The organism is Brevundimonas sp. Bb-A (genome assembly GCF_009394735.1).
GTDB classification, from domain to species: Bacteria; Pseudomonadota; Alphaproteobacteria; order Caulobacterales; family Caulobacteraceae; genus Brevundimonas; species Brevundimonas aurantiaca.
On record NZ_CP045456.1, the window covers coordinates 410,366 to 429,869 of the forward strand.

Below are 19,504 nucleotides of genomic sequence, written 5' to 3' on the forward strand. Positions count from 1 at the left end.
GTCGCTTCGCGCCACGACCTGACGCTTCCCCCGCAAGCGGGGGAAGGTGGGCCTCGCCACCGCCCCTACAGATTGACCACCGTCGCCCCGTCCTCCTCGGCCAGCCGCTCGGCCAACACCGCGCGGTGGCATCCCGCGTGATCGGCCTCGAAACACAGCAGGGCCACGCGCTTCTCACCCGCCAGATCCTTCAGCCGCGCATACTCCACCTGGGCCTGGGGCTCGGCCAGATGGTCGGCGAAAATCGCGCGCATCTCGGCGACATGGCCCTTGCGGGCCGCGTCGCGACCGGCCTTGGGCGTGCCCAGCCCCCGCAGATGCAGATAGTCGATCCCCTCGGCCTTCAGGCTTTCGCCCAGGACCGTCTTGGAAAAGCCGGCGCGGCGCGAGGCGGCGACCGCCCGGACGTCGATCAGCAGATCGACCCCGGCGCCCTTCAGCCGCCCGATCACCTCCGCCTGGGTCGCCCCCTCATATCCGATGGTGAAAATCTGCATGGGCCCTAGATGGGCGAGCGCCGCTCGATCGCCAAGCCGCCCTCAGCCTTTCCAACCGCTTAGGACTCCAAACCCGCCTTCTGCGCCCCTGGGCCGCCCGCCGTGCGACAGTCGCGGATCGACGGGGACGAGCGGAGGCGGCGGACGGGCGAGCAGATCGGATCGGACAGATCGGACACATCGGACACATCGGACACATCGGACACCTTTTTTGGGAGCGCACGACCGCGCGAACCGGACACATCGGACACATCGGACACTGTTTTTCGTTTCCTCCGCCCGGACCGGGTCGCCCGCGTTGCGATGCGGCGCCCCATCGGCTATCCCGCCGACACGGAATTCACTGGAGCTTCTCCCATGGCTGACCTCGCCCCCGGCGTCGTGACCCTCTTCGGAGGTTCGGGCTTCATCGGAGCCCAGGCGGTGCGCGCCCTGGCCCGTCGCGGCTGGCGCATCCGCGTGGCGGTGCGCAACCCGGTCCTGGCCATCGAGGTCCAGCCGGCCGGCGATCCGGGCCAGATTCAGTTCATCCGCTGCGACGTCACCAGCGCCGAGGATGTGGCGGCGGCCGTGCGCGGCTCGAACGCCGTGGTCAATCTGGTCGGCGTCCTGCACGACGGCGGCGGCAAGCGCGGCTTCAAGAGCGCCCACGTCGAGGCCGCCAAGAACATCGCCCAGGCGGCCAAGTCGGCCGGCGTCGAACGTGTCGTCCAGATCTCGGCCATCGGCGCCGACGCCGACAGCCCCTCCGCCTACGCCCGCACCAAGGGCGAGGCGGAAAACGAGATCCGCGCCGTCTATCCTGACGCCGTCATCCTGCGTCCTTCGCTGGTCTTCGGCGCCGACGACGGCTTCCTGAACCGGTTCGCCGCCATGGCGACCCTGGCGCCCGCCCTGCCGCTGATCGGCGGCGGCAAGACCCGGTTCCAGCCGGTCTATGTCGGCGATGTGGCCGAGGCCGTGGCCCGGGCCGTGACCCGCGGCGACGCGGCCGGCCGCACCTATGAACTGGGCGGACCGGATATCTTTACGTTCCGCGAAGTGCTGGAGCTGGTGAAACGCGAGACGGGTCGCGACCGTCTGCTGGCCCCCATTCCCTTCCCGGTCGCCCGGCTGCTGGGCTCGCTGCTCCAGACCGCCAGCCTGATCGGTCTGACCCCGCCCCTGACCCGCGATCAGGTCGTCATGCTGCAGAAGGACAATGTGGTCTCGCCGGACGCCGAGGGTCTGGCCGCGTTGGGCGTCGTCCATCCGGCCAGCATGGAGTCGATCGCGCCCTCCTATCTGTACCGCTATCGCGTCGGCGGCCAGTTCGCCCCCTCGCCCGCGCACTGATCCGTCCCCAGCCGCGTCAGCCGCTCGGCCGTGAAAGCGGTCGAAGGGGCTTCGCAGGCCGGAACAAAGAGTGCACAACCTTCGGATGCCGGCCCTCCAGACCCAGCCCCGCCCCGCCACGACCCCCGGTCTGGCCGACGCCCGCTCCCTGCTGTCGCGCGTCTGGGGCCATGGCGACTTCCGCGGCCTGCAAAGCCAGGTGGTGGCCGAGGTCCTGGCCGGGCGCGACGTCCTGGCCGTCCTGCCCACCGGCGGCGGCAAGAGCGTCTGCTATCAGATCCCGGCCATCCTGCGCCCCGGCCTGGGCCTGGTGGTCTCGCCCCTGATCGCCCTGATGACCGACCAGGTCGAGGCCCTGAAACAGCAGGGGGTCGCTGCAGCCCGGCTGGATTCCGGTGTCTCGCTGGACGAACGGTCGGCCATCTGGGCCGCCGCCCGCTCAGGCGACCTCGACCTGCTCTACGTCTCGCCCGAAGGTCTGGCAGCGGGCGCCATGATGGATCGGCTGGCCGAACTGCCCCTCAGCCTGATCGCCATCGACGAGGCCCACTGCGTCAGCCAGTGGGGCCACGACTTCCGCCCCGACTATCGCAGCCTGGGCCTGCTGGCCGAGCGGTTCCCCCACGTCCCCCGCATCGCCGTGACCGCCACGGCCGACGCCCGCACCCGCGACGACATCCTGCGCTCGCTGCGGCTGGAGGGGGCCCGGGTCTTCGTCGACAGTTTCGCCCGCCCGAACCTGCAGCTGTCGGCCGAACGCAAGGAGAGCGCCTCGCGCACCAGGACCGACGCCCGCGTCATCGAACTGGTGCGCGAACGGCGCGGCAAGTCGGGCGTGGTCTATTGCGGCAGCCGCGACGGCTGCGAACGCGTGGCCCAGGCCCTGCGCGACGCCGGAACCAACGCCATCGCCTATCACGCGGGCATGGATACGAAGGAGCGCGACCGGCGGCTGGAGCGGTTCCTGGCCGAGGACGGGGCCGTCATGGTGGCCACCATCGCCTTCGGCATGGGGGTGGACAAGGCCGACGTCCGCTTCGTCATCCACGCCGATCCGCCGGGTTCGCTGGAGGCCTATTGGCAGGAGATCGGGCGGGGCGGGCGCGACGGCGAACCGGCCGAGGGCATCACCCTGTACGGCCCCTCCGACATCGCCTGGACCCTGCGGCGGCTGGACGGCCGCCCCATGGCCGAGGAGGTCAAACAGGTTCAGGTGCGCAAGGCTCGCCAGCTGTTCGCCATGCTGGACGGGGCTGTCTGCCGCGCCCAGGCCGTGCGCCGCTATTTCGGCGAGACCGACGCGGCCCCTTGCGGCGTCTGCGACATCTGCGGCGACCCGCCCCAGACCTATGACGCCACCGTCCCCGCCCAGAAGGCCCTGGCGGCGGTCCAGCGTCTGGGCGGCCGCTTCGGCCGGGGCCGGGTGATCGACCACCTGACCAGCCGCACCAAGGATGTACAGCCGTGGGAGCAGCAGCTGTCCACCTGGGGCATAGGCGCCGACGTCTCGCCCAACGGCTGGCGCGACATCATCGACCACCTGCTGTTCGAGGGCCTGCTGGTCGAGGATCCGAACGACGGCAAGCCCCTGGTCGGCCTGGGCGACCCCGAGGCGGTGCGCGCCGTCTACAAGGCCGAACGCAGGATCGAGGTGCGCCGGCTTCGCGTCCGCGCCTCCAGCTCCGGCCGCCGCGACCGCTCGGGCGAGGGCCGCAACGCCGCGCTCGAGACCATGGACGCCGACGTCCGCGCCCGGTTCGAGGCCTTGCGCGCCTGGCGCCGCGAGCGTGCTTCGGAACAGCACGTCCCGCCCTATGTCATCTTCCAGGACAAGACCCTGCTGGAGATCGCCCAGGCCGAACCCGGCGACCTGACGGCCCTGGCCGCCCTGCCCGGCGTGGGCCAGTCGAAACTGGACCGCTACGGCAAGGGGGTGCTGGAGACGTTGGCGAAGGGTCTGGAGTCCGTAGACGGTCGTCCTTCCGACATCATCGACAAGGCGCGCGATCTGCGGCGGGACATGAGCCTGCCCGAGGTCCAGCTCTGGCAGGCGCTGCGGGGCGAGAAATTGGGCGGGCTGAAGTTCCGACGCCAGCACCCGATACCGCCCTATGTGCTCGACTTCTACTGCGCCGGCGTTCGACTGGCGGTCGAGATCGACGGCGACAGTCACGACGGCCGTGCGGCGCAGGACGCGCGCCGCGACGCCTTCCTGCTCGAGCAGGGCATACGCACCCTGCGGATTCCGGCCCGCGACGTGCTGAACGATCTTCCCGCCGTGACCGCTCACATTTATCGCGAGGCCAAAGGCCAATAGGACCCTCTCCCGCTTGCGGGGGAGGTGGCCCGGCGTTCGCGCAGCGAACCAGGGTCGGAGGGGGAAGTCTTCTTTCTTGCAGAAGCGGAACTTCCCCCATCGTCAGCCGTCTCGCTTCGCTCGACTAGCTGACACTTCCCCCGCAAGCGGGGGAAGATCTTTGCCTATCCCAGAAACTGCTCCACCGCCGCCTGGAACCGGGCCGGTTGGTCGATCATCACCTGGTGGTCGGCGCCTTCGATGCGGACGAACTGGGCCGGACGCGGCAGGGTGGAGAAGCCGTAGCGGTAAAGCCCCTCCAGCCGGTTGCGCGGATTGTTCGTATCCCGCGTCCAGCCGTAGACCACCGTCACCGGGGCGGTGACGTCGCGCAGCCGAGGCCGCAGGTCTACGGTCAGGGCCTCGTACAGCCCCTGGGCCAGAACGCGCCGGTCGCCGCCCTGAAGGCCCAGGCCGTCGAACACCATGTCGCCGGCCAGGCCCAGGTCCCCGCCCAGGGCCGAGACCTGGCCCTTCAGCGCCTGGTCGCCGAACAGCATCAGGGCCTGATAGCCCAGGCGCGCCAGGGGCTCGACCTCGCGCGTCGTGACGCGGGAATCGACCAGGGCCGGAAAGAAGGGGGCGGAATCGACCACCATCACCCGCCCGACTCGGCCACGCATGTCCGCCGCCACGCGCAGCGCGATCTGACCGCCCAGCGAATGGCCGATCAGAGCGGGCCGGGACAGCCTGTGCTCGCGGATGTAGCGTTCGATCTCCAGCGCAGCCGGGGCGGCCAGGGCGCCGCGGGCGTTGGCGCCGATGTCCGTCTGACCAAAGCCGCGGATCGTCACCAGATGAACCCGATAGCGGCCCTCCAGCCTGTCCGCCGTCGACCGCCAGGCCGCCCCGGTCGATCCCAGGCCGGGGATGAAGATCACGTCCGGCCCCGCGCCTCGCGTCTCCACGATGATCCGATCAGAGCGGAAGGCGGGGGCCAGAGACGCTGGGGCTGGGGCTGGGGCTGGGGCTTGAGCCAAGGCGAGGCCCGGCAGGACGAGGGTCAGGATCGCAAGGAGCGAGAGCAGAAGGCGGCGCATGACGCCCTCCTAACGCCGGATCACGGCGATCGGTTGACGGTCGCGGCCTTGGATCACCGCCCCTTGAAGTCGGCTTTGCGCTTTTCGACGAAGGCGGCCATGCCCTCCTTCTGGTCGTCGAAGGCGAACAGGGAGTGGAACAGGCGACGTTCGAAACGGACGCCCTCGGTCAAGGTCGTCTCCAGGGCGACATTGACCATCTCCTTGTTCATCATCACCGCCAGGGGACTTTGCGAGGCGATCTTGGCGGCCGCCGCGCGGGCCTCGTCCAGCAGGGCCTCGGGGGCGACGACGCGGCTGACCAGGCCGGCGCGCTCGGCTTCCGCCGCATCCATCATCCGCGCGGTCAGGATCATGTCCATGGCCTTGGACTTGCCGACCAGGCGCGTCAGCCGCTGGGAGCCGCCGATGCCGGGCGCCACGCCCAGATTGATCTCGGGCTGGCCGAACTTGGCGGTCTCGGAGGCGATGATGAAGTCGCACAGCATGGCCAGTTCGCAGCCGCCGCCCAGGGCATAGCCCGACACCGCCGCGATGATCGGCTTTCTGAACCGGGTGATCCGGTCATGGCCCAGGGCGAAGAAATTGCCCTTGAACATGTCGGCGTAGGACTGGTCCGCCATCTCCTTGATGTCGGCCCCGGCGGCGAAGGCCTTGGCCGAGCCGGTCAGGATCAGGCAGCGCACGCTGTCGTCGGTCTCGACCGCGTCCAGGAAGGCCGCCAATTCGCCGAACAGGGTCGAGTTCAGGGCGTTCAGCGCCTCGGGCCGGTTCAGGGTCACGACCGCATAGCCGTCGGCGCAGCGTTCGATCAGAAGGGTGGAATAGGCGTCGGCCATGTGCGGTCTCCTCTGTTGACGCCGGTCATAGAGGATCGACGGCCGTTCGTCATGACGGCCGGTCGCCTCAGCGCTTCTGGCAGGACGGGCAGTAGAAGGTGGAGCGTCCGCCCTGGACGATGCGGACGACCGTCCCCGTGCAGCCCTCGCCCCGGCACGGTTCGCCCTCGCGGCCGTAGACGTCGAACCGGTGCTGGAAATAGCCTTGGCCGCCCTCGGCGTTGGCGAAGTCCTTCAGGGTCGATCCCCCGGCGGCGATGGCGTCGTTCAGCACGTCGCGGACCACCGAGGCCAGGGTCTCCAGCCGCGCCTTCGACAGCGATCCGGCCGCCACCAGGGGCGAGATCCGGGCCCGGTACAGGGCCTCGCAGACATAGATGTTGCCCAGGCCGGCGACGATCCTCTGATCCAGCAGGGAGACCTTGATGTTCTGGCTCTTGCCCGCGAAGGCCTCGGCCAGATGGGCGCCGGAAAAGCCATTGCCCAGCGGCTCGGGCCCCAGGCCGGCGAACCAGGGGTGGGCCTCGACCTGGGCGGTGGGGATCAGGCCCATGAAGCCGAACCGGCGCGCGTCGGCGTAGCCGATCCGGGTCGCAAGGCCGTCGCGCTCGGCGCAGCCGCTGAAATGCTCGTGCTTGCCCGCGATGGGCGCCGCCTCCTCGAACTCGCCCAGCTGGGCGCCGTCCAGGGTGAAACGGCCGGTCATGCCCAGATGGGTGATCCAGGTCTCGCCGGTGGACAGGGGCAGAAGCAGATATTTGGCTCGCCGGTCCACGCGTTCGACCGTCGCCCCCTCCAGCCGCTCAACGAAGCCTTCCGGGAACGGAAAGCGCAGGTCGGGCCGGTTGATCCGCACCCGCGACAGACGCGCGCCCGCCAGCACCGGCGTCAGGCCGCGCCGGACGGTTTCGACCTCGGGAAGTTCAGGCATGGGGCGCTCCTAGCCGGTCTTGGAACCTAGGCCAAGTCGATCGTCCGTGCTCGCCCGGATGTTCGGAAAACATTGTTCGTAATGACGCGGGAACGACACCGCGCTCTGGCATTGGCGTCTCCAGACCAATCCGGGGGGAATGTGTCTCAGTCCGTCATCACGCCCGCGCCGCGTCTGCGCCTCTCGTCCTGGACGGACTTGAGCGCTCGCCTTCGTCTCACGCGCGACGACGCAGCCGTTCTGGCTGCGGCGGCCGTCCTGGCGATCAGCGCCTATTTTCTGGTCTTTCCGGGCGTGGACATCGCCGTGAGCCGCCTCTTCTACCGACCTGAGGCCGGCTTCTTCCTGGCCGGCGATCCCGTGCTCAAGGCCTTGCGCAAGAGTTCCACCCTGGTCCTGGCCCTTCTGCTGCTGGGGGTGATCGGCCGCCTGATCTGGCGGGCCCTGCGCGGGCGTTCCGTCGGCGCCGCAGCGCGGCGGGCGATGTTCGCCGTCGCGGCCCTGGCCCTCGGACCGGGGCTGGTCGTCAATCTGCTGTTCAAGAGCCTTTGGGGGCGCGCCCGCCCGGTCCAGATCGACCAGTTCGGCGGCGACGCGGTCTTCACCCCGGCCTGGGTGATCAGCGACGCCTGCCAGTCCAACTGCTCCTTCGTCTCCGGCGAGGGCTCCAGCGCCGCCTGGATGGTGGGCGTCCTGCTGGTGGTCACTCCGGCGCGGTGGCGACCGGCGGTCCTGCCGCTGGGGCTCGTCTACGCCTTGGCCCTGTCGATGAACCGGCTGGCCTTCGGTGGGCATTTCCTGTCCGACATCCTGCTGTCCTGGGCCCTGACGGCCCTGGTCATGGCGGGGGTCTATCGGGTGACGGCGGCCGCCCCGGGCCTGGTTCGGCGGGCGCGCCGGCGCCTTCGCTGGAGCCAGCCCCTCCCCGCCTGAGGAGTCCGCTGAGCGTGACCAGTTGCCGCAGCGACCGTAATGGGCTTACGTCCCGGTCGAACGTGGGAACCGATCTTCATGACTGACGCCGTCGCTGCGCCCCAAACCCGAAAGGGCCGGCTTGAACTGACCCTTCGCGCCCTTGTGCTGGGCTGCCTGCTGGCGGTGATCTTCACCGCCGCCAACACCTATCTGGGCCTTCTGGTCGGCCTGACCTTCGCCTCGGCCATTCCGGCGGCGGTCATCTCCATGGCCGTGCTGCGGGCCTTCAAGACCTCGACCATCTGGGAGAATATGACCGTCCAGACCGTGGCCTCGGTCGGCGGGGCTATGAGCTCGATCATCTTCGTCCTGCCCGGCCTGGTGATGATCGGCTGGTGGCTGGAGTTTCCCTTCTGGCAGTCGGTGGCCATCTGCATCCTGGGCGGCGTCCTGGGGGTAACCTTCTCCATCCCGCTGCGCCGCGCCCTGGTGACGGGCGGCGGCCTGCCCTATCCCGAAGGCGTCGCCGCCGCCGAGGTGCTGAAGGTCGGCTCGCGCGGGGCCGAACAGACCGAGAGCGCGGTGCGCGAGAACAAGTCCGGCCTCTGGGTCGTGGTCGCTGGCGCCGTCGTCTCGGCCGGCTACGCCCTGCTGGTCGCGGGTCGCGTCTTCGCCGGCGAGGCGGCGAAATTCTTCAAGCTTCCGGCCGCCCTGGGCGGCGGCGCCACCGGCATGGGCTTCGGCATGCAGTTCGCCCTTCTGGGCGCGGGCCATCTGATCGGCCTGACCGTCGGCCTGGCCCAGCTGTTCGGTCTGATTTTGGCCTGGGCGATCGCCGTGCCGATCCTGACCAGCCCCGACACCGTCGCCTGGCTGACGGCGCACGGCATTCCCTCCATGGCCTCCACCCTGCCCGCCGGAACGGGCGCCGAGGAGCTGGCCGGACGGGTCTGGAGCCGCGAAGTCCGCTTCATGGGCGCCGGCGTCATCGGCGTGGCCGCCATCTGGACCTTGATCAAACTGGCCGGCCCCCTGGTCGGCGGCCTGACCTCGGCCTTGGCCGCCAACGCCCGCCGCAATCACGGCGAGGCGCTGGAGCTGACCGAACAGGATCTGCCGATCAAGCTGGTCGGCGGGATCTCGGTCGTCTGCCTGATCGGCATCGCCGGCCTTCTGGCCTGGTTCGCCCAGACCGCTCCAGCCCTGGCCGGATCGACGCCCCTGCTGGTGATCGGCGGCCTGGTCTATGTGGTCCTGATCGGTTTCGCCGTGGCCGCCATCTGCGGATACATGGCCGGCCTGATCGGCTCGTCGAACAGCCCGGTCTCGGGCGTCGGCATACTGGCCGTCGTGATCGCCTCCCTGCTGATGCTGGGCGTGATGGCGATCGCGGGCGTGCCCGCCGATCCGTCCATCATCGCCTTCGCCCTGATCGTGACCGCCGTGGTCTTCGCCGTCGCCGTCATCGCCAATGACAATCTCCAGGATCTGAAGACCGGCCAGCTGGTCGAGGCCACGCCCTGGCGCCAGCAGGTCGCCCTGATCGTCGGCGTCGGCGCCGGCGCCCTGGTCATTCCGTTGATCCTGAACCTTCTGAACCAGGCCTTCGGCTTCGAGGGCGGCCCGCCCGCCATCGTCGAGGGGGCCAAGACCCTGGCGGCGCCTCAGGCCACCCTGATCTCGGCCCTGGCGCGCGGCGTCATCGGCGGCGACCTGCGCTGGGACCTGATCGGCCTGGGCGCGGTGATCGGCGTGGTCATCATCATCCTGGACGCCGTGCTGGAGAAGGCGACCGGCAAGAAGATCAAGCTGCCGCCCCTGGCCGTCGGCATCGGCTTCTATCTGCCGGCCGCCGTCACCACCATGCTGGTCATCGGCGCCGTCTGCGGCTGGATCTACGACAAGGCGGTCTCCAGCACCCGTTACGCCGATGTGGCGCGCCGCATGGGCGTGCTGCTGGCCTCGGGCCTGATCGTGGGCGAAAGCCTGTTCGGCGTCTTCACCGCCGGCGTCATCGTGGCCACCCGCGACGACGCGCCGTTCGCCATGCTGCCCGAGGGCTCGACCTGGCCCGCCATGCTGGCGGGGATCGTCGGCTTCGCCGTCGCCGTGATCGGCCTCTACGCCTGGACCCGCAGCCGCGCTTCGAAGGTGTGAGGCTTCGGCCCAAAAAGGAAAGGCCGCCCTTCGGGGCGGCCTTTCGCGTTTCAGGCCCGCGTGGCCACCATCATATAGTTGATCCCCGCGTCGTCGCTCTGGCTCCAGCGATCCGTCAGCGGGTCATAGTTCAGGCCGTAGGGGCCCTCGACCGTCACCGGCTCCGCCGCCAGCATTTCCCGGATCTCCTGGGGCTTCAGGAACTGGCGCCAGTCGTGCGTCCCGGCCGGCACCCAGCGCAGCACATATTCCGCCGCCACCTTGCCGAGCGCCAGGGACTTCAGGGTGCGGTTCAGGGTGGCGACCATCATCACCCCGCCCGGCCGGACCAGGCGCGAACAGGCGCGCACGAAGCCTTCCGGATCGGCGACATGCTCGATCACCTCCATGGTCAGGACCACATCGAACGGCCCCGCCTTTTCCGCCTCCATCTGTTCAACGGTCGCCGGGCGATAGGCGATGTCCAGCCCGACCATCTCGGCATGGGCGCGCGCTGTGCCGATGTTCTCGGTCGAGGCGTCGATGGCGGTGACGGTGAAGCCCATCCGCCGCATCGGCTCGGCGATCAGCCCGCCGCCGCAGCCGACGTCCAGCAGGGCCAGACCCTCGAACGGGCGGCGCGCTCGCGAATCCCGGCCCAGCCGGGCGCACAGCTGCTCGCGGATCAGCTTCAACCGCGCCGGATTGAACCGATGCAGAGGCGCGAACGGCCCGTGCGCATCCCACCATTCGGCCGCCTGGGCCGAGAAGCGGGCGACGTCGGCCGGGTCAATCGATGCGCCGAATGCGCCTTCGGGCGAATTTTGCGAAAAACCATGCCCTTCGCGGGGTAGGCGAGACGGTGCGGCGTCGCTAGAAGCGGTCATGACGCGAGGGATGGACCTTCGCGCCCTTTCACGCAAGCAGGGGGCGGAACGCCACGATGACGCGGCCCGAAACCACACGACTGGTGATGAAGTTCGGCGGCACCTCCATGGGGGACCTCGAACGCATTCGTCGCGCGGCGCGGATCGTCGCCGCAGAGGCCGCCTCGGGCAAGAAGGTGGCCGTCGTCGTCTCGGCCATGGCCGGCAAGACGAACGAGCTGGTCGCCTGGACCGACGGCGCCGGTCCGGCCGCCGCCGGCCTGCCGCTCAGCGACGACGAATATGACGTGGTGGTGGCCTCGGGCGAACAGGTGACGTCCGGCCTCCTGGCCATGACCCTGCGCAACATGGGTCTGAACGCCCGGTCCTGGATGGGCTGGCAGGTGCCGATCGTCACCGACGACGCCCACGGCCGCGCCCGCATCGTCGACATTCCCGGCGAGAAGCTGGGCGCCGCCGTCGACGCCGGCGAGATCGCCATCGTGCCCGGCTTCCAGGGCGTGACCCCGGACGGCAAGATCACCACCCTGGGCCGGGGCGGATCCGACACCTCGGCCGTCGCCGTGGCGGCCGCCCTGTCCTGCCCCTGCGACATCTACACCGACGTGGACGGGGTCTATACGACCGATCCCCGCATCGAGAGCCGCGCGCGGCGTCTGAACAAGGTCTCCTTCGAGGAGATGCTGGAAATGGCCTCTTTGGGGGCCAAGGTGCTGCAAACCCGATCGGTCGAACTCGCCATGGCCAAACAGGTGCCTGTGCGGGTTCTGTCCAGCTTCATCGAACCGGACGAGTCCGGCCAAATGCCCGACAAGGGCGGAACCCTGATCTGCGACGAGGAGGAGATCGTGGAAAAACGCATCGTGTCCGGCGTGACCATGAGCCGTGACGAGGCCCGCATCACCCTTTTGGGCCTGTCCGACCGGGTGGACGCTCCCGCAGACGTCTTCACCCGTCTGGCCGAGGCCAACGTCAATGTGGACATGATCGTCCAGAGCCAGGCCCGCACCGCCAATACGGTGAACCTGACCTTCACGACCGGCCGCCGCGACGCCGTGCGCGCCGCCGACATCATGAAGGCGGCCCAGGCCGACCTGGCTTTCGAGGAGATCCGCGTCGACGAGGACGTGGCCAAGGTCTCCGTCGTCGGGGTCGGCATGCGCAGCCACGCCGGCGTGGCCCAGACCATGTTCAAGGCCCTGGCCGACAAAGGGGTCAAGTTCCAGGCCATTTCGACCTCGGAGATCAAGATCAGCGTGCTGATCGACGCCGCCTATGCCGAACTGGCCGTGCGCGCCCTCCATTCGGCTTACGGCCTGGACGCTGTATAGGTGATTTGAACGGGCGCTGCGGCGCCGAGGCGCGGGAGCCATGATGCCGGCAGGCGGCGCGATGACCAGGGGACCACGCAACCTCCTGCGCCAGATCCGCGAGGCTCTGGGCGGGGCGGGCGCGGGCGCGACCCCGGCTCAGGACCGTCTGAACATGGTGGTGCAGATCATCGCCCGGTCGATGGTCGCCGAGGTCTGCTCCATCTATCTGCGCCGCGCCTCGGGCGAGCTGGAGCTTTTCGCGACCGAAGGTCTGAACCCCGGCGCCGTCCACAACACCCGGCTGCGCCCCGGCGAGGGTCTGGTCGGCGAAGTGGCGCGGACCGCCCAGCCGATCAGTCTGTCGGACGCCCCGTCGCATCCGGCCTTCTCCTATCGTCCGGAAACGGGCGAAGACCCCTATCACGCCTTCCTGGGCGCCCCGCTGCTGCGCGGCGGCCGCGCCATTGGCGTGCTGGTGGTGCAGAACCGCACCGAGCGGCGCTATGACGAGGACGAGGTCGAGGACATCCAGACCATCGCCATGGTCCTGGCCGAAACCGTCTCCTCGGGCGAACTGCTGGACCAGGAGGAGCTGCGCGACGTCGAACTGGCGCCGCATCGGCCGGAACGGCTGAAAGGCCAGAAGTTCGGCGACGGCCTGGCCTTCGGCCATGTGGTGCTGCACGAGGCGCCCCTGCCGCCGGAAAAACTGCTGGCCGAGGACCCCGGTCTGGAGGAGGCCCGCCTGAAGCTGGCCCTGGCCTCGCTGAAGACCGGCCTGGACGCCATGCTGGACAAGGGCCAGGGCCTGGCCGGTCCCTCGTTCGAGGTGCTGGAGACCTATCGGATGTTCGCCGACGATCGGGGCTGGAACCGGTCGCTGGAAGAGGCGGTGAGGAACGGCCTGACCGCAGAGGCGGCGGTGGACCGAGTCAGGAACGAACACCGCGCCCGCTTCGCCCAGGCGCGCGACCCCTATATCCGCGAGCGGCTGCACGACTTCGAAGACCTGGCCAACCGGCTGCTGCGGGTGCTGGCGGGCGACAAGCCCGGCGAGCGCGAACTGCCCGACGACGCCATAGTGGTGGCGCGCAACCTGGGTCCGGCTGATCTGCTGGAATATCCGCGCGACAAGCTGAAGGGCCTGCTGCTCGAAGAGGGATCGGCGGCCAGCCACGCCGCCATCGTGGCCCGCGCGCTGCAGATTCCCTGCGTCGGTCGTCTGATGGGACTGCGCGACCGGCTGTCGGAAGGCGATATGGTCATCGCCGACGGCGAGACCGGCGAGGCCTATCTGCGCCCTCGCCCCGACATGATCGAGGCGGTCCAGTCGCGGATGGCCGTGCGCGACCAGCGCCGGGCCCAGTTCGCCCAGCTGCGCGACACCCCAGCCGTGACCCTGGACGGCCAGCGGATCAGCCTTCTGACCAACGCCGGCCTGGCGGTGGATCTGGAGAATCTGAACGAGACGGGGGCGGAAGGCATCGGCCTGTTCCGCACCGAATTCCAGTTCATGGTCTCGGACGAACTGCCCCGGCTGGACGCCCAGACGGCCCTTTACAAGCTGGTGCTGGACGCGGCCGGCGACCGGCCCGTCACCTTCCGCACCCTGGACATCGGCGGCGACAAGGTCCTGCCCTATCTGGAGGCCGAGCGGGAGGAGAACCCCGCCCTGGGCCGACGCGCCATCCGCCTGGGCCTGGACCGGCCGTCCCTGCTGCGGATGCAACTTCGGGCCCTGCTGACGGCGGCGGCGGGCCGCGAACTGCGCGTCATGTTCCCGATGATCGCGACGGTGGACGAGTTCCGGGCCGCGCGCGAACTGGTCGACGTCGAATGCGCCTGGGCTCGGCGGCGCGGCCGCGCCCTGCCCGCCCTGTTGCGCGTCGGCGCCATGGTCGAATGCCCGTCCCTGCTGTGGCATTTGGACGCGCTTCTGCCCCTGACCGACTTCGTCTCGATCGGCACCAACGACCTGTTCCAGTACATGTACGCCGCCGACCGGACCAATCCCCTGGTGTCGGACCGCTACGACCCTCTGTCGCCGCCCACCTTGCGTGCGCTCCAGACCATCCAGAAGGCGTGCGCCGACACCGGCACCCCGGTCTCGATCTGCGGCGAGCTGGCGGGCCGGCCGCTGGAGGCCTTCGCCCTGATCACCCTGGGCTTCACCCGCCTGTCGGCGCCTGCGGGCGGGGTCGGGCCGGTCAAACGGATGATCCTGTCGGCCGATCTGACGGCCGCACGGCGCGGCCTGAACAATCTGCTGAACCTCTCCACCGGTTCGATCCGCAACGAGATCGAATCCCTGGCCCGGAAGTTGAACGTCGCCGCCTGAGGATTGGCGCGCGCATCCCGATTCGGGAAACGCCGTTGATGGGGCTGACGATATGGTTTATCCACAGAACGCATGGGGTCCGCCGAAGGGGAGAGGCGCGTCCCGTCGCGAAGACATGCTACCGGACGGGTCCGTTGCGAGTACGGGGCGGCTCTCTGTCGTTCCGAGTGTGGGGTCAGGCGTCATGGCGCTGGATGCGGGGAACGCCCCCGAAGAGTTCAAGGCTCATCCGGACTGGAAGGACCTCGCGCCCTCCATCACCGAGGCCGCGACTCTGGGCGACGGCCTGCGCCGCGCCCGCGAACAGTCGGGAAAGTCCCTGGCCGATCTCTCCGCCGAAACCAAGGTCCATACCCGCTTCCTGATCGCTCTGGAGCAGAACGACTGGTCGTCCCTGCCCTCGCGCGTCTTCGCCATCGGCTATGTGCGGGGCTATGCGGCGGCCCTGGGGCTGGACGAACAGCTGGCCGTGGAGCGGTTCAAGCGCGAAAGCCCGGACACCTCCGCCCCGTTGAAGGCGCCGATCGGCATCGCCTTTGAGGACGTCAAACGCTATTCGCCGCGGATCATCGGTCTCGTCGCCATAGTGGCCGTCGCCCTGATCGGCTGGAACGTGTTTCAGCGCCTCAACATCCACCAGGAGGTCCGCCCGTCCGACATCGCCGCCGTGCCGGAAAGCTGGCGGCTGGGAGAGGTGCCCGGCCAGGCCGCCCCGATCGCGCTGGGCGCCCCCAGGGCTGCGCCGCCGGACCAGACGACGCCCGCCCTCTATGTCACGCCCGGCCTTGAGGCTCAGCTGACCGGGATCGATCCGAACGATCCGGCGGTGATCGCGGCGGCCCAGGCGGCGGACGCCGCTCCGGTGCAGAAGGCGTTCAATCCGCGCGGCGCCGTCTACGGCGCCCCGGCCACCGCGTCGCAGGTGGTCATTCAGGCCAAGAAGGCCGGCGCCCTGGTGGTCCGTCTGGGCGGGGGTCAGGCCCTGTTCGCCCGGCAGATGGCGCCGGGAGAGGCCTGGCGCGCCCCCATGGGCGTCAACGCCACGATCGACGTGTCTGATCCAGCCGCCTTCGACGTCTATCTGAACGGCGAGCACAGCGGCGTCCTGCCCGCCCTTCTGACCCCGTTGGCCCAGCTGAACAGCCGCGCCGAACAGGCGGCCCGGCAGGTGGCGGAGGAGCAGGCGCGCCGTCAGGCCCAGCTTCAGGCCGAGCGTTCGGCTCAGCTCCTGCGAACCCAGGACGCCGCACCGACGGGCGAGACGGTCGCCAATCCCGGCGCCGGCGTAACGACGAACTGACCGTTACGCCGGTGGTCGCGGAGCCGCAGAGCGCCTATATGGGCCGGAAATGAGCGACCACACTTCAGAACTCGGCCACGTCCGTCCCTGGCGCCATATCGAACGGCGCAAGAGCCGCCAGATTCGCGTCGGCTCAGTCCTGGTCGGCGGCGACGCCCCGATCAGCGTCCAGTCGATGACCAATACGCCGACGTCCGACGCGGGGGCGACGATCGATCAGATCCGTCAGCTGGAAGAGGCCGGCGCCGACATCGTTCGCGTCTCCTGCCCCGACGTTGAATCGACCCAAGCGTTTCGCACCATCGTCCGCGAGGCCAAGGTTCCCTTGGTCGCCGACATCCATTTCCACTACAAGCGCGGCATCGAGGCGGCCGAGGCGGGCGCCGCCTGCCTGCGCATCAATCCGGGCAATATCGGCAGCCCGGATCGGGTCCGCGACGTCATCCAGGCCGCCCGCGACAACGGCTGCTCCATGCGGATCGGCGTCAACGCCGGTTCTCTGGAGAAGGAGCTGCTCGAGAAGTACGGCGAGCCCTGCCCCGACGCCATGGTCGAGAGCGCCCTGAACCACGCCCGCATCCTGCAGGACAACGACTTCCACGAGTTCAAGATCTCGGTAAAAGCGTCGGACCCCTTCCTGACCGTCGCCGCCTATCAGCAGCTGGCGGACGCCATCGACTGCCCCCTGCACCTGGGCGTGACCGAGGCGGGCCCCTTGCGCACAGGGACGATCAAGTCGTCCATCGGCCTGGGCTCCATGCTGTGGGCGGGGATCGGCGACACCATCCGCGTCTCCCTGGCCGCCGATCCGGTCGAGGAGATCAAGGTCGGTTTCGACATTCTGAAGTCGCTGGGCCTGCGTCACCGGGGCGTCAACATCATCGCCTGCCCCTCCTGCGCGCGTCAGGGCTTCAACGTCATCGAGACGGTCGGCCTGCTGGAGGAGAAGCTGGCCCATATCTCGACGCCGATGAGCCTGTCGGTCATCGGCTGCGTCGTGAACGGCCCGGGAGAGGCCCTCTATACCGACATCGGCTTCACCGGCGGCGGCAAGGGCGCGGGCATGGTCTATCTGAACGGCAAGATCGCCCACAAACAGGCCAATGACGGCATGATCGACCATATCGTCGAGCTGGTGGAACAGAAGGCGGCCGAGTTGGAGGCCGCCCGAACCGCACCTGCTGCGGCGGAATAATCCATTTACACACCCATAGATTGACGTTTTTCGCGTCAGGATTGACTACGCCGCCCCCAAGTGCAAGGTGAAGCCTATGGCCGCCTGGGGAGCGGGCCTGTCTTCTCTTGGGGGTTTCATGATTTCCGACTTCATAACGCGCGCCGGCGTGCGCGCCTTCCTGCTCGCCGGCGTGGCCTTTTCCTTGCCCGCCTGCGCCACCGTGACGCGCGGCTCCAGCCAGCAGTTCACGGTTCAGAGCACGCCGCCGGGCGCGCAGGTCAGCACCTCGAACGGCTTCGAATGCCAGGCTACGCCCTGCACCTTCCGCATGCCGCGCAAGGATGCATTCCGCATCACCGTGTCCAAGGACGGCTATGTTTCGCAGACCCATGACATCACCAGCAGCGTGTCAGGCGCCGGCGGCACGGCCATGGCGGGCAACATCCTGATCGGGGGCCTGATCGGCGGGGCGATCGACGCCACCTCGGGCGCCATGAATGATCTGAAGCCCAATCCGCTGATCGTCACCCTGCGCACCCCGGCCGAAGAAGCCGCCGCACGCGCCGCCGCGCCCGCCGCAGGCGCCCAGGCGGCGACCCAACAATGATGTTGCGTCGTCTCGCCATGGCCGGCTGCGCGGCCGGGTTCTTAGGCGTAGCCGCCTGCGCCAGTCCGTCCAACCCCGCCATGATGACCCTGCCGGCCACCGCCGGTCTGACCGCCTCTTCAGGCGATCTGGGCTATCGCTCGGTGACGACCGTGACCGTTTCCGGCGGTCAGGCCACCAATCCGATGTGGACGTCCCAAGTTTCCAACGCCGACTTCAAGACGGCGCTGGAGAATTCCCTGGCCGCCGCCGGCTATATGGGAAGCGAAGGGCCGCCCATGACGGTCGCGGCCTCTCTGATCGACCTGAAGCAGCCCCTGGCGGGCTTCGACATGTCGGTGACGAGCCAGGTCCGCTACACGGTGTCCCAGGCAGACCGCACCGTCTTCGATGAAACGGTGGCCGCCACCGGGACGGCGACCATGGGCCAGGCCTTCATGGGGGTCGAACGTCTGCGGATGGCGAACGAGGCGTCCATTCGCGAAAACATCAAGGCCTTCCTGACCCGCTTCCGCGCCCGCGCGCGTTAAGCCGCCTTTCGGCGACGGCGGCCCGCCGCCGTCGCCCCTCGCTTCAGATGACCTTGAACAGCCTCAGCGCCTGATAGCCCGCCGACAGCAGAACCACGGCCCCGACCCCATAGGTCAGCACTCGGCGCGGCGCGATCCGCGCGATAATCCCGGCGAAGGGTGCGGCGATCAGCCCGCCCAGGATCAGGCCCAGCACCGCCATGGCGTGGGTGGCGACGCCCTCGGCCTGGTCCCAGTGGCCGGTCAGCAGGGCCGCCAGGAAGGTGGCGGAGATGGCGGAGGTGACGAAGAACTCGGCCGTATTGGTGGTGCCGATCGAGGCGCGGGGGTCCTGGCCGGATCCGACCAGGGTGGTGGTGACCGTCGGGCCCCAGCCGCCGCCGCCGATGGCGTCGAAGAAGCCGCCGACAAGGCCCAGAGGCCCGGCGAACTTTCGCGGGAAGAGGCGCTCGCGGGTCTGGCGAGTTGCACGCCAGATGATGACGACGCCCATGACGGCCAAATAGGCGGTGATCCAGGGCTTGATCAGATCCCCGTCAATGCTGGTGAGGACGAAGGCGCCCAAGCCTCCCCCGACCACCCCGCCCAAGGCCAGGGGGGTGAAGAGTTTCCAGTTCACATTCCTGTTGACCGTATGGGAGCCCGCCGAAGCGGCCGTGGTGAAGACTTCGGCCGCGTGAACGCTGGCCGAGGCCGTCGCGGGCGGCACGCCGAATGAAAGCAGGACGGTGGAGGAGATCACCCCATAGGCCATGCCCAGGGCGCCGTCGACGACCTGGGCCAAGAACCCGACGCACAGAAACAGCAGGAAGTCTTGCATGGCCCCTCCAGAGGGTCACGAGGTTGGGGCTTTATCTCCTACTGGGTCAATAGGAGAAAACTTCGCAGCGGCTTGCAGAAGGGTTCGCGTCTCGAAAACGGCGGCGACGGCGTCGCGCCCGTCCTGCAGCACCGGGCGAAGCGGACAGGTGTCCAGGTCGGGACAGGTTTCACAAGGCCCGAAGGCGGTGCGGGATGCGCAGGGCGCGAGCGCCAAAGGGCCTTCCAGCGCCCGGATCACATCGGCGAAACTGATGCGGTCGGCCGGCGCGGCCAGGGCGTAGCCGCCGGTCCTCCCGCGTTTGGACACGAGCAGATGCCGCCGACGCAGGTCCAGCAATATGGCTTCCAGGAACTTTCGCGGCGCCGCGGCGGCCTCGGCGATCTCGCCGATGGTGGCGGGCCCCCCGCCCGGCAGGCCGGCGAGATGCACCATGGCGCGGAGGGCGTAGCGGGATCGGTTCGACAGCATGCCGTCTGATCG

The 19,504-nt window shown here is 69.1% G+C and carries 17 protein-coding genes and 1 pseudogene; 11 read left to right on the top strand and 7 right to left on the bottom strand.

Translation table 11 applies throughout. The annotated features are described in order from the left end of the window. Nucleotides 1–65: 65 nt before the first annotated feature. Nucleotides 66–497 (bottom strand): DUF488 family protein, encoded by a 432-nt coding sequence (locus tag BSP_RS02120; protein WP_152949153.1) that lies wholly within the window; start codon nucleotides 495–497, stop codon nucleotides 66–68. A gap of 357 nt (nucleotides 498–854) precedes the next feature. Here BSP_RS02120 and BSP_RS02125 point away from each other — a divergent pair, with 357 nt between their 5' ends. The 3 genes and pseudogenes from BSP_RS02125 (at nucleotide 855) to BSP_RS16280 (ending at nucleotide 4,149) form a co-directional block, all read left to right on the top strand. Then, a complete protein-coding gene (locus BSP_RS02125) occupies nucleotides 855–1,832 on the top strand; it encodes a complex I NDUFA9 subunit family protein (RefSeq protein WP_152949154.1) in 978 nt (325 codons plus the stop codon). Between the two features lie 85 nt (nucleotides 1,833–1,917). Further along, a pseudogene (gene recQ / locus BSP_RS02130) lies at nucleotides 1,918–3,780 on the top strand (DNA helicase RecQ); the annotation flags it as partial. A 72-nt stretch (nucleotides 3,781–3,852) separates the two neighbouring features. After that, complete coding sequence (locus BSP_RS16280) at nucleotides 3,853–4,149, top strand: endonuclease domain-containing protein (protein ID WP_192513689.1); 297 nt, start codon at nucleotides 3,853–3,855, stop codon at nucleotides 4,147–4,149. 164 nt (nucleotides 4,150–4,313) lie between these two features. Here the strand turns inward: BSP_RS16280 and BSP_RS02135 are convergent, their stop codons facing one another. From BSP_RS02135 to mutM, 3 genes are all read right to left on the bottom strand, one after another. Further along, nucleotides 4,314–5,228, bottom strand: coding sequence for an alpha/beta fold hydrolase (locus BSP_RS02135; RefSeq protein WP_054764252.1), 915 nt, complete (start codon nucleotides 5,226–5,228; stop codon nucleotides 4,314–4,316). 53 nt (nucleotides 5,229–5,281) lie between these two features. Then, nucleotides 5,282–6,067: an enoyl-CoA hydratase gene (locus BSP_RS02140; RefSeq protein ID WP_054764253.1), complete on the bottom strand. Its 786-nt coding sequence runs from the start codon at nucleotides 6,065–6,067 to the stop codon at nucleotides 5,282–5,284. A gap of 67 nt (nucleotides 6,068–6,134) precedes the next feature. After that, on the bottom strand, nucleotides 6,135–6,998 hold the full coding sequence (gene mutM, locus BSP_RS02145) for a bifunctional DNA-formamidopyrimidine glycosylase/DNA-(apurinic or apyrimidinic site) lyase (protein WP_152949156.1): 864 nt from the start codon (nucleotides 6,996–6,998) through the stop codon (nucleotides 6,135–6,137). Nucleotides 6,999–7,196: 198 nt separating this feature from the next. On the opposite strand from mutM, the gene BSP_RS02150 reads away from it, so the two are divergent. Continuing rightward, the gene (locus tag BSP_RS02150; protein ID WP_227976017.1) at nucleotides 7,197–7,931 is read left to right on the top strand and encodes a phosphatase PAP2 family protein; all 735 of its coding nucleotides are present in this window, start codon (nucleotides 7,197–7,199) and stop codon (nucleotides 7,929–7,931) included. A 78-nt stretch (nucleotides 7,932–8,009) separates the two neighbouring features. After that, nucleotides 8,010–10,070 carry an OPT family oligopeptide transporter gene (locus BSP_RS02155; protein WP_152949158.1) on the top strand — a complete coding sequence of 687 codons (2,061 nt, stop codon included), beginning with the start codon at nucleotides 8,010–8,012 and terminating at the stop codon, nucleotides 10,068–10,070. A 50-nt stretch (nucleotides 10,071–10,120) separates the two neighbouring features. On the opposite strand, the gene ubiG is transcribed toward BSP_RS02155, so the two are convergent. After that, nucleotides 10,121–10,936 (bottom strand): bifunctional 2-polyprenyl-6-hydroxyphenol methylase/3-demethylubiquinol 3-O-methyltransferase UbiG, encoded by an 816-nt coding sequence (gene ubiG, locus BSP_RS02160; protein WP_152949159.1) that lies wholly within the window; start codon nucleotides 10,934–10,936, stop codon nucleotides 10,121–10,123. Nucleotides 10,937–10,992: 56 nt separating this feature from the next. Here ubiG and BSP_RS02165 point away from each other — a divergent pair, with 56 nt between their 5' ends. The 6 genes from BSP_RS02165 to BSP_RS02190 all read left to right on the top strand — a co-directional run bounded on the left by BSP_RS02165 (nucleotide 10,993) and on the right by BSP_RS02190 (nucleotide 18,201). Further along, entirely contained in the window at nucleotides 10,993–12,267 is a 1,275-nt protein-coding gene (locus tag BSP_RS02165; protein WP_054764257.1) for an aspartate kinase, read from the top strand. A gap of 61 nt (nucleotides 12,268–12,328) precedes the next feature. After that, entirely contained in the window at nucleotides 12,329–14,587 is a 2,259-nt protein-coding gene (gene ptsP, locus BSP_RS02170) for a phosphoenolpyruvate--protein phosphotransferase (protein ID WP_306414842.1), read from the top strand. Between the two features lie 184 nt (nucleotides 14,588–14,771). Beyond that, complete coding sequence (locus BSP_RS02175; RefSeq protein WP_152949161.1) at nucleotides 14,772–15,887, top strand: RodZ family helix-turn-helix domain-containing protein; 1,116 nt, start codon at nucleotides 14,772–14,774, stop codon at nucleotides 15,885–15,887. A 49-nt stretch (nucleotides 15,888–15,936) separates the two neighbouring features. Next, a complete protein-coding gene (gene ispG / locus BSP_RS02180; protein ID WP_054764259.1) occupies nucleotides 15,937–17,082 on the top strand; it encodes a flavodoxin-dependent (E)-4-hydroxy-3-methylbut-2-enyl-diphosphate synthase in 1,146 nt (381 codons plus the stop codon). A 118-nt stretch (nucleotides 17,083–17,200) separates the two neighbouring features. Then, a complete protein-coding gene (locus BSP_RS02185; RefSeq protein ID WP_191554694.1) occupies nucleotides 17,201–17,671 on the top strand; it encodes a PEGA domain-containing protein in 471 nt (156 codons plus the stop codon). After that, nucleotides 17,668–18,201, top strand: coding sequence for a hypothetical protein (locus tag BSP_RS02190; RefSeq protein WP_152949162.1), 534 nt, complete (start codon nucleotides 17,668–17,670; stop codon nucleotides 18,199–18,201). Before BSP_RS02185 ends, BSP_RS02190 begins: the two co-directional genes overlap by 4 nt. Before the next feature lie 43 nt (nucleotides 18,202–18,244). Here BSP_RS02190 and BSP_RS02195 read toward each other — a convergent pair whose 3' ends face one another. Together BSP_RS02195 and BSP_RS02200 are read right to left on the bottom strand one after the other, a co-directional pair. Then, a complete protein-coding gene (locus BSP_RS02195) occupies nucleotides 18,245–19,021 on the bottom strand; it encodes a sulfite exporter TauE/SafE family protein (protein ID WP_054764261.1) in 777 nt (258 codons plus the stop codon). 15 nt (nucleotides 19,022–19,036) lie between these two features. After that, nucleotides 19,037–19,492: an Rrf2 family transcriptional regulator gene (locus BSP_RS02200; RefSeq protein WP_054764262.1), complete on the bottom strand. Its 456-nt coding sequence runs from the start codon at nucleotides 19,490–19,492 to the stop codon at nucleotides 19,037–19,039. Between the last annotated feature and the right edge of the window lie 12 nt (nucleotides 19,493–19,504).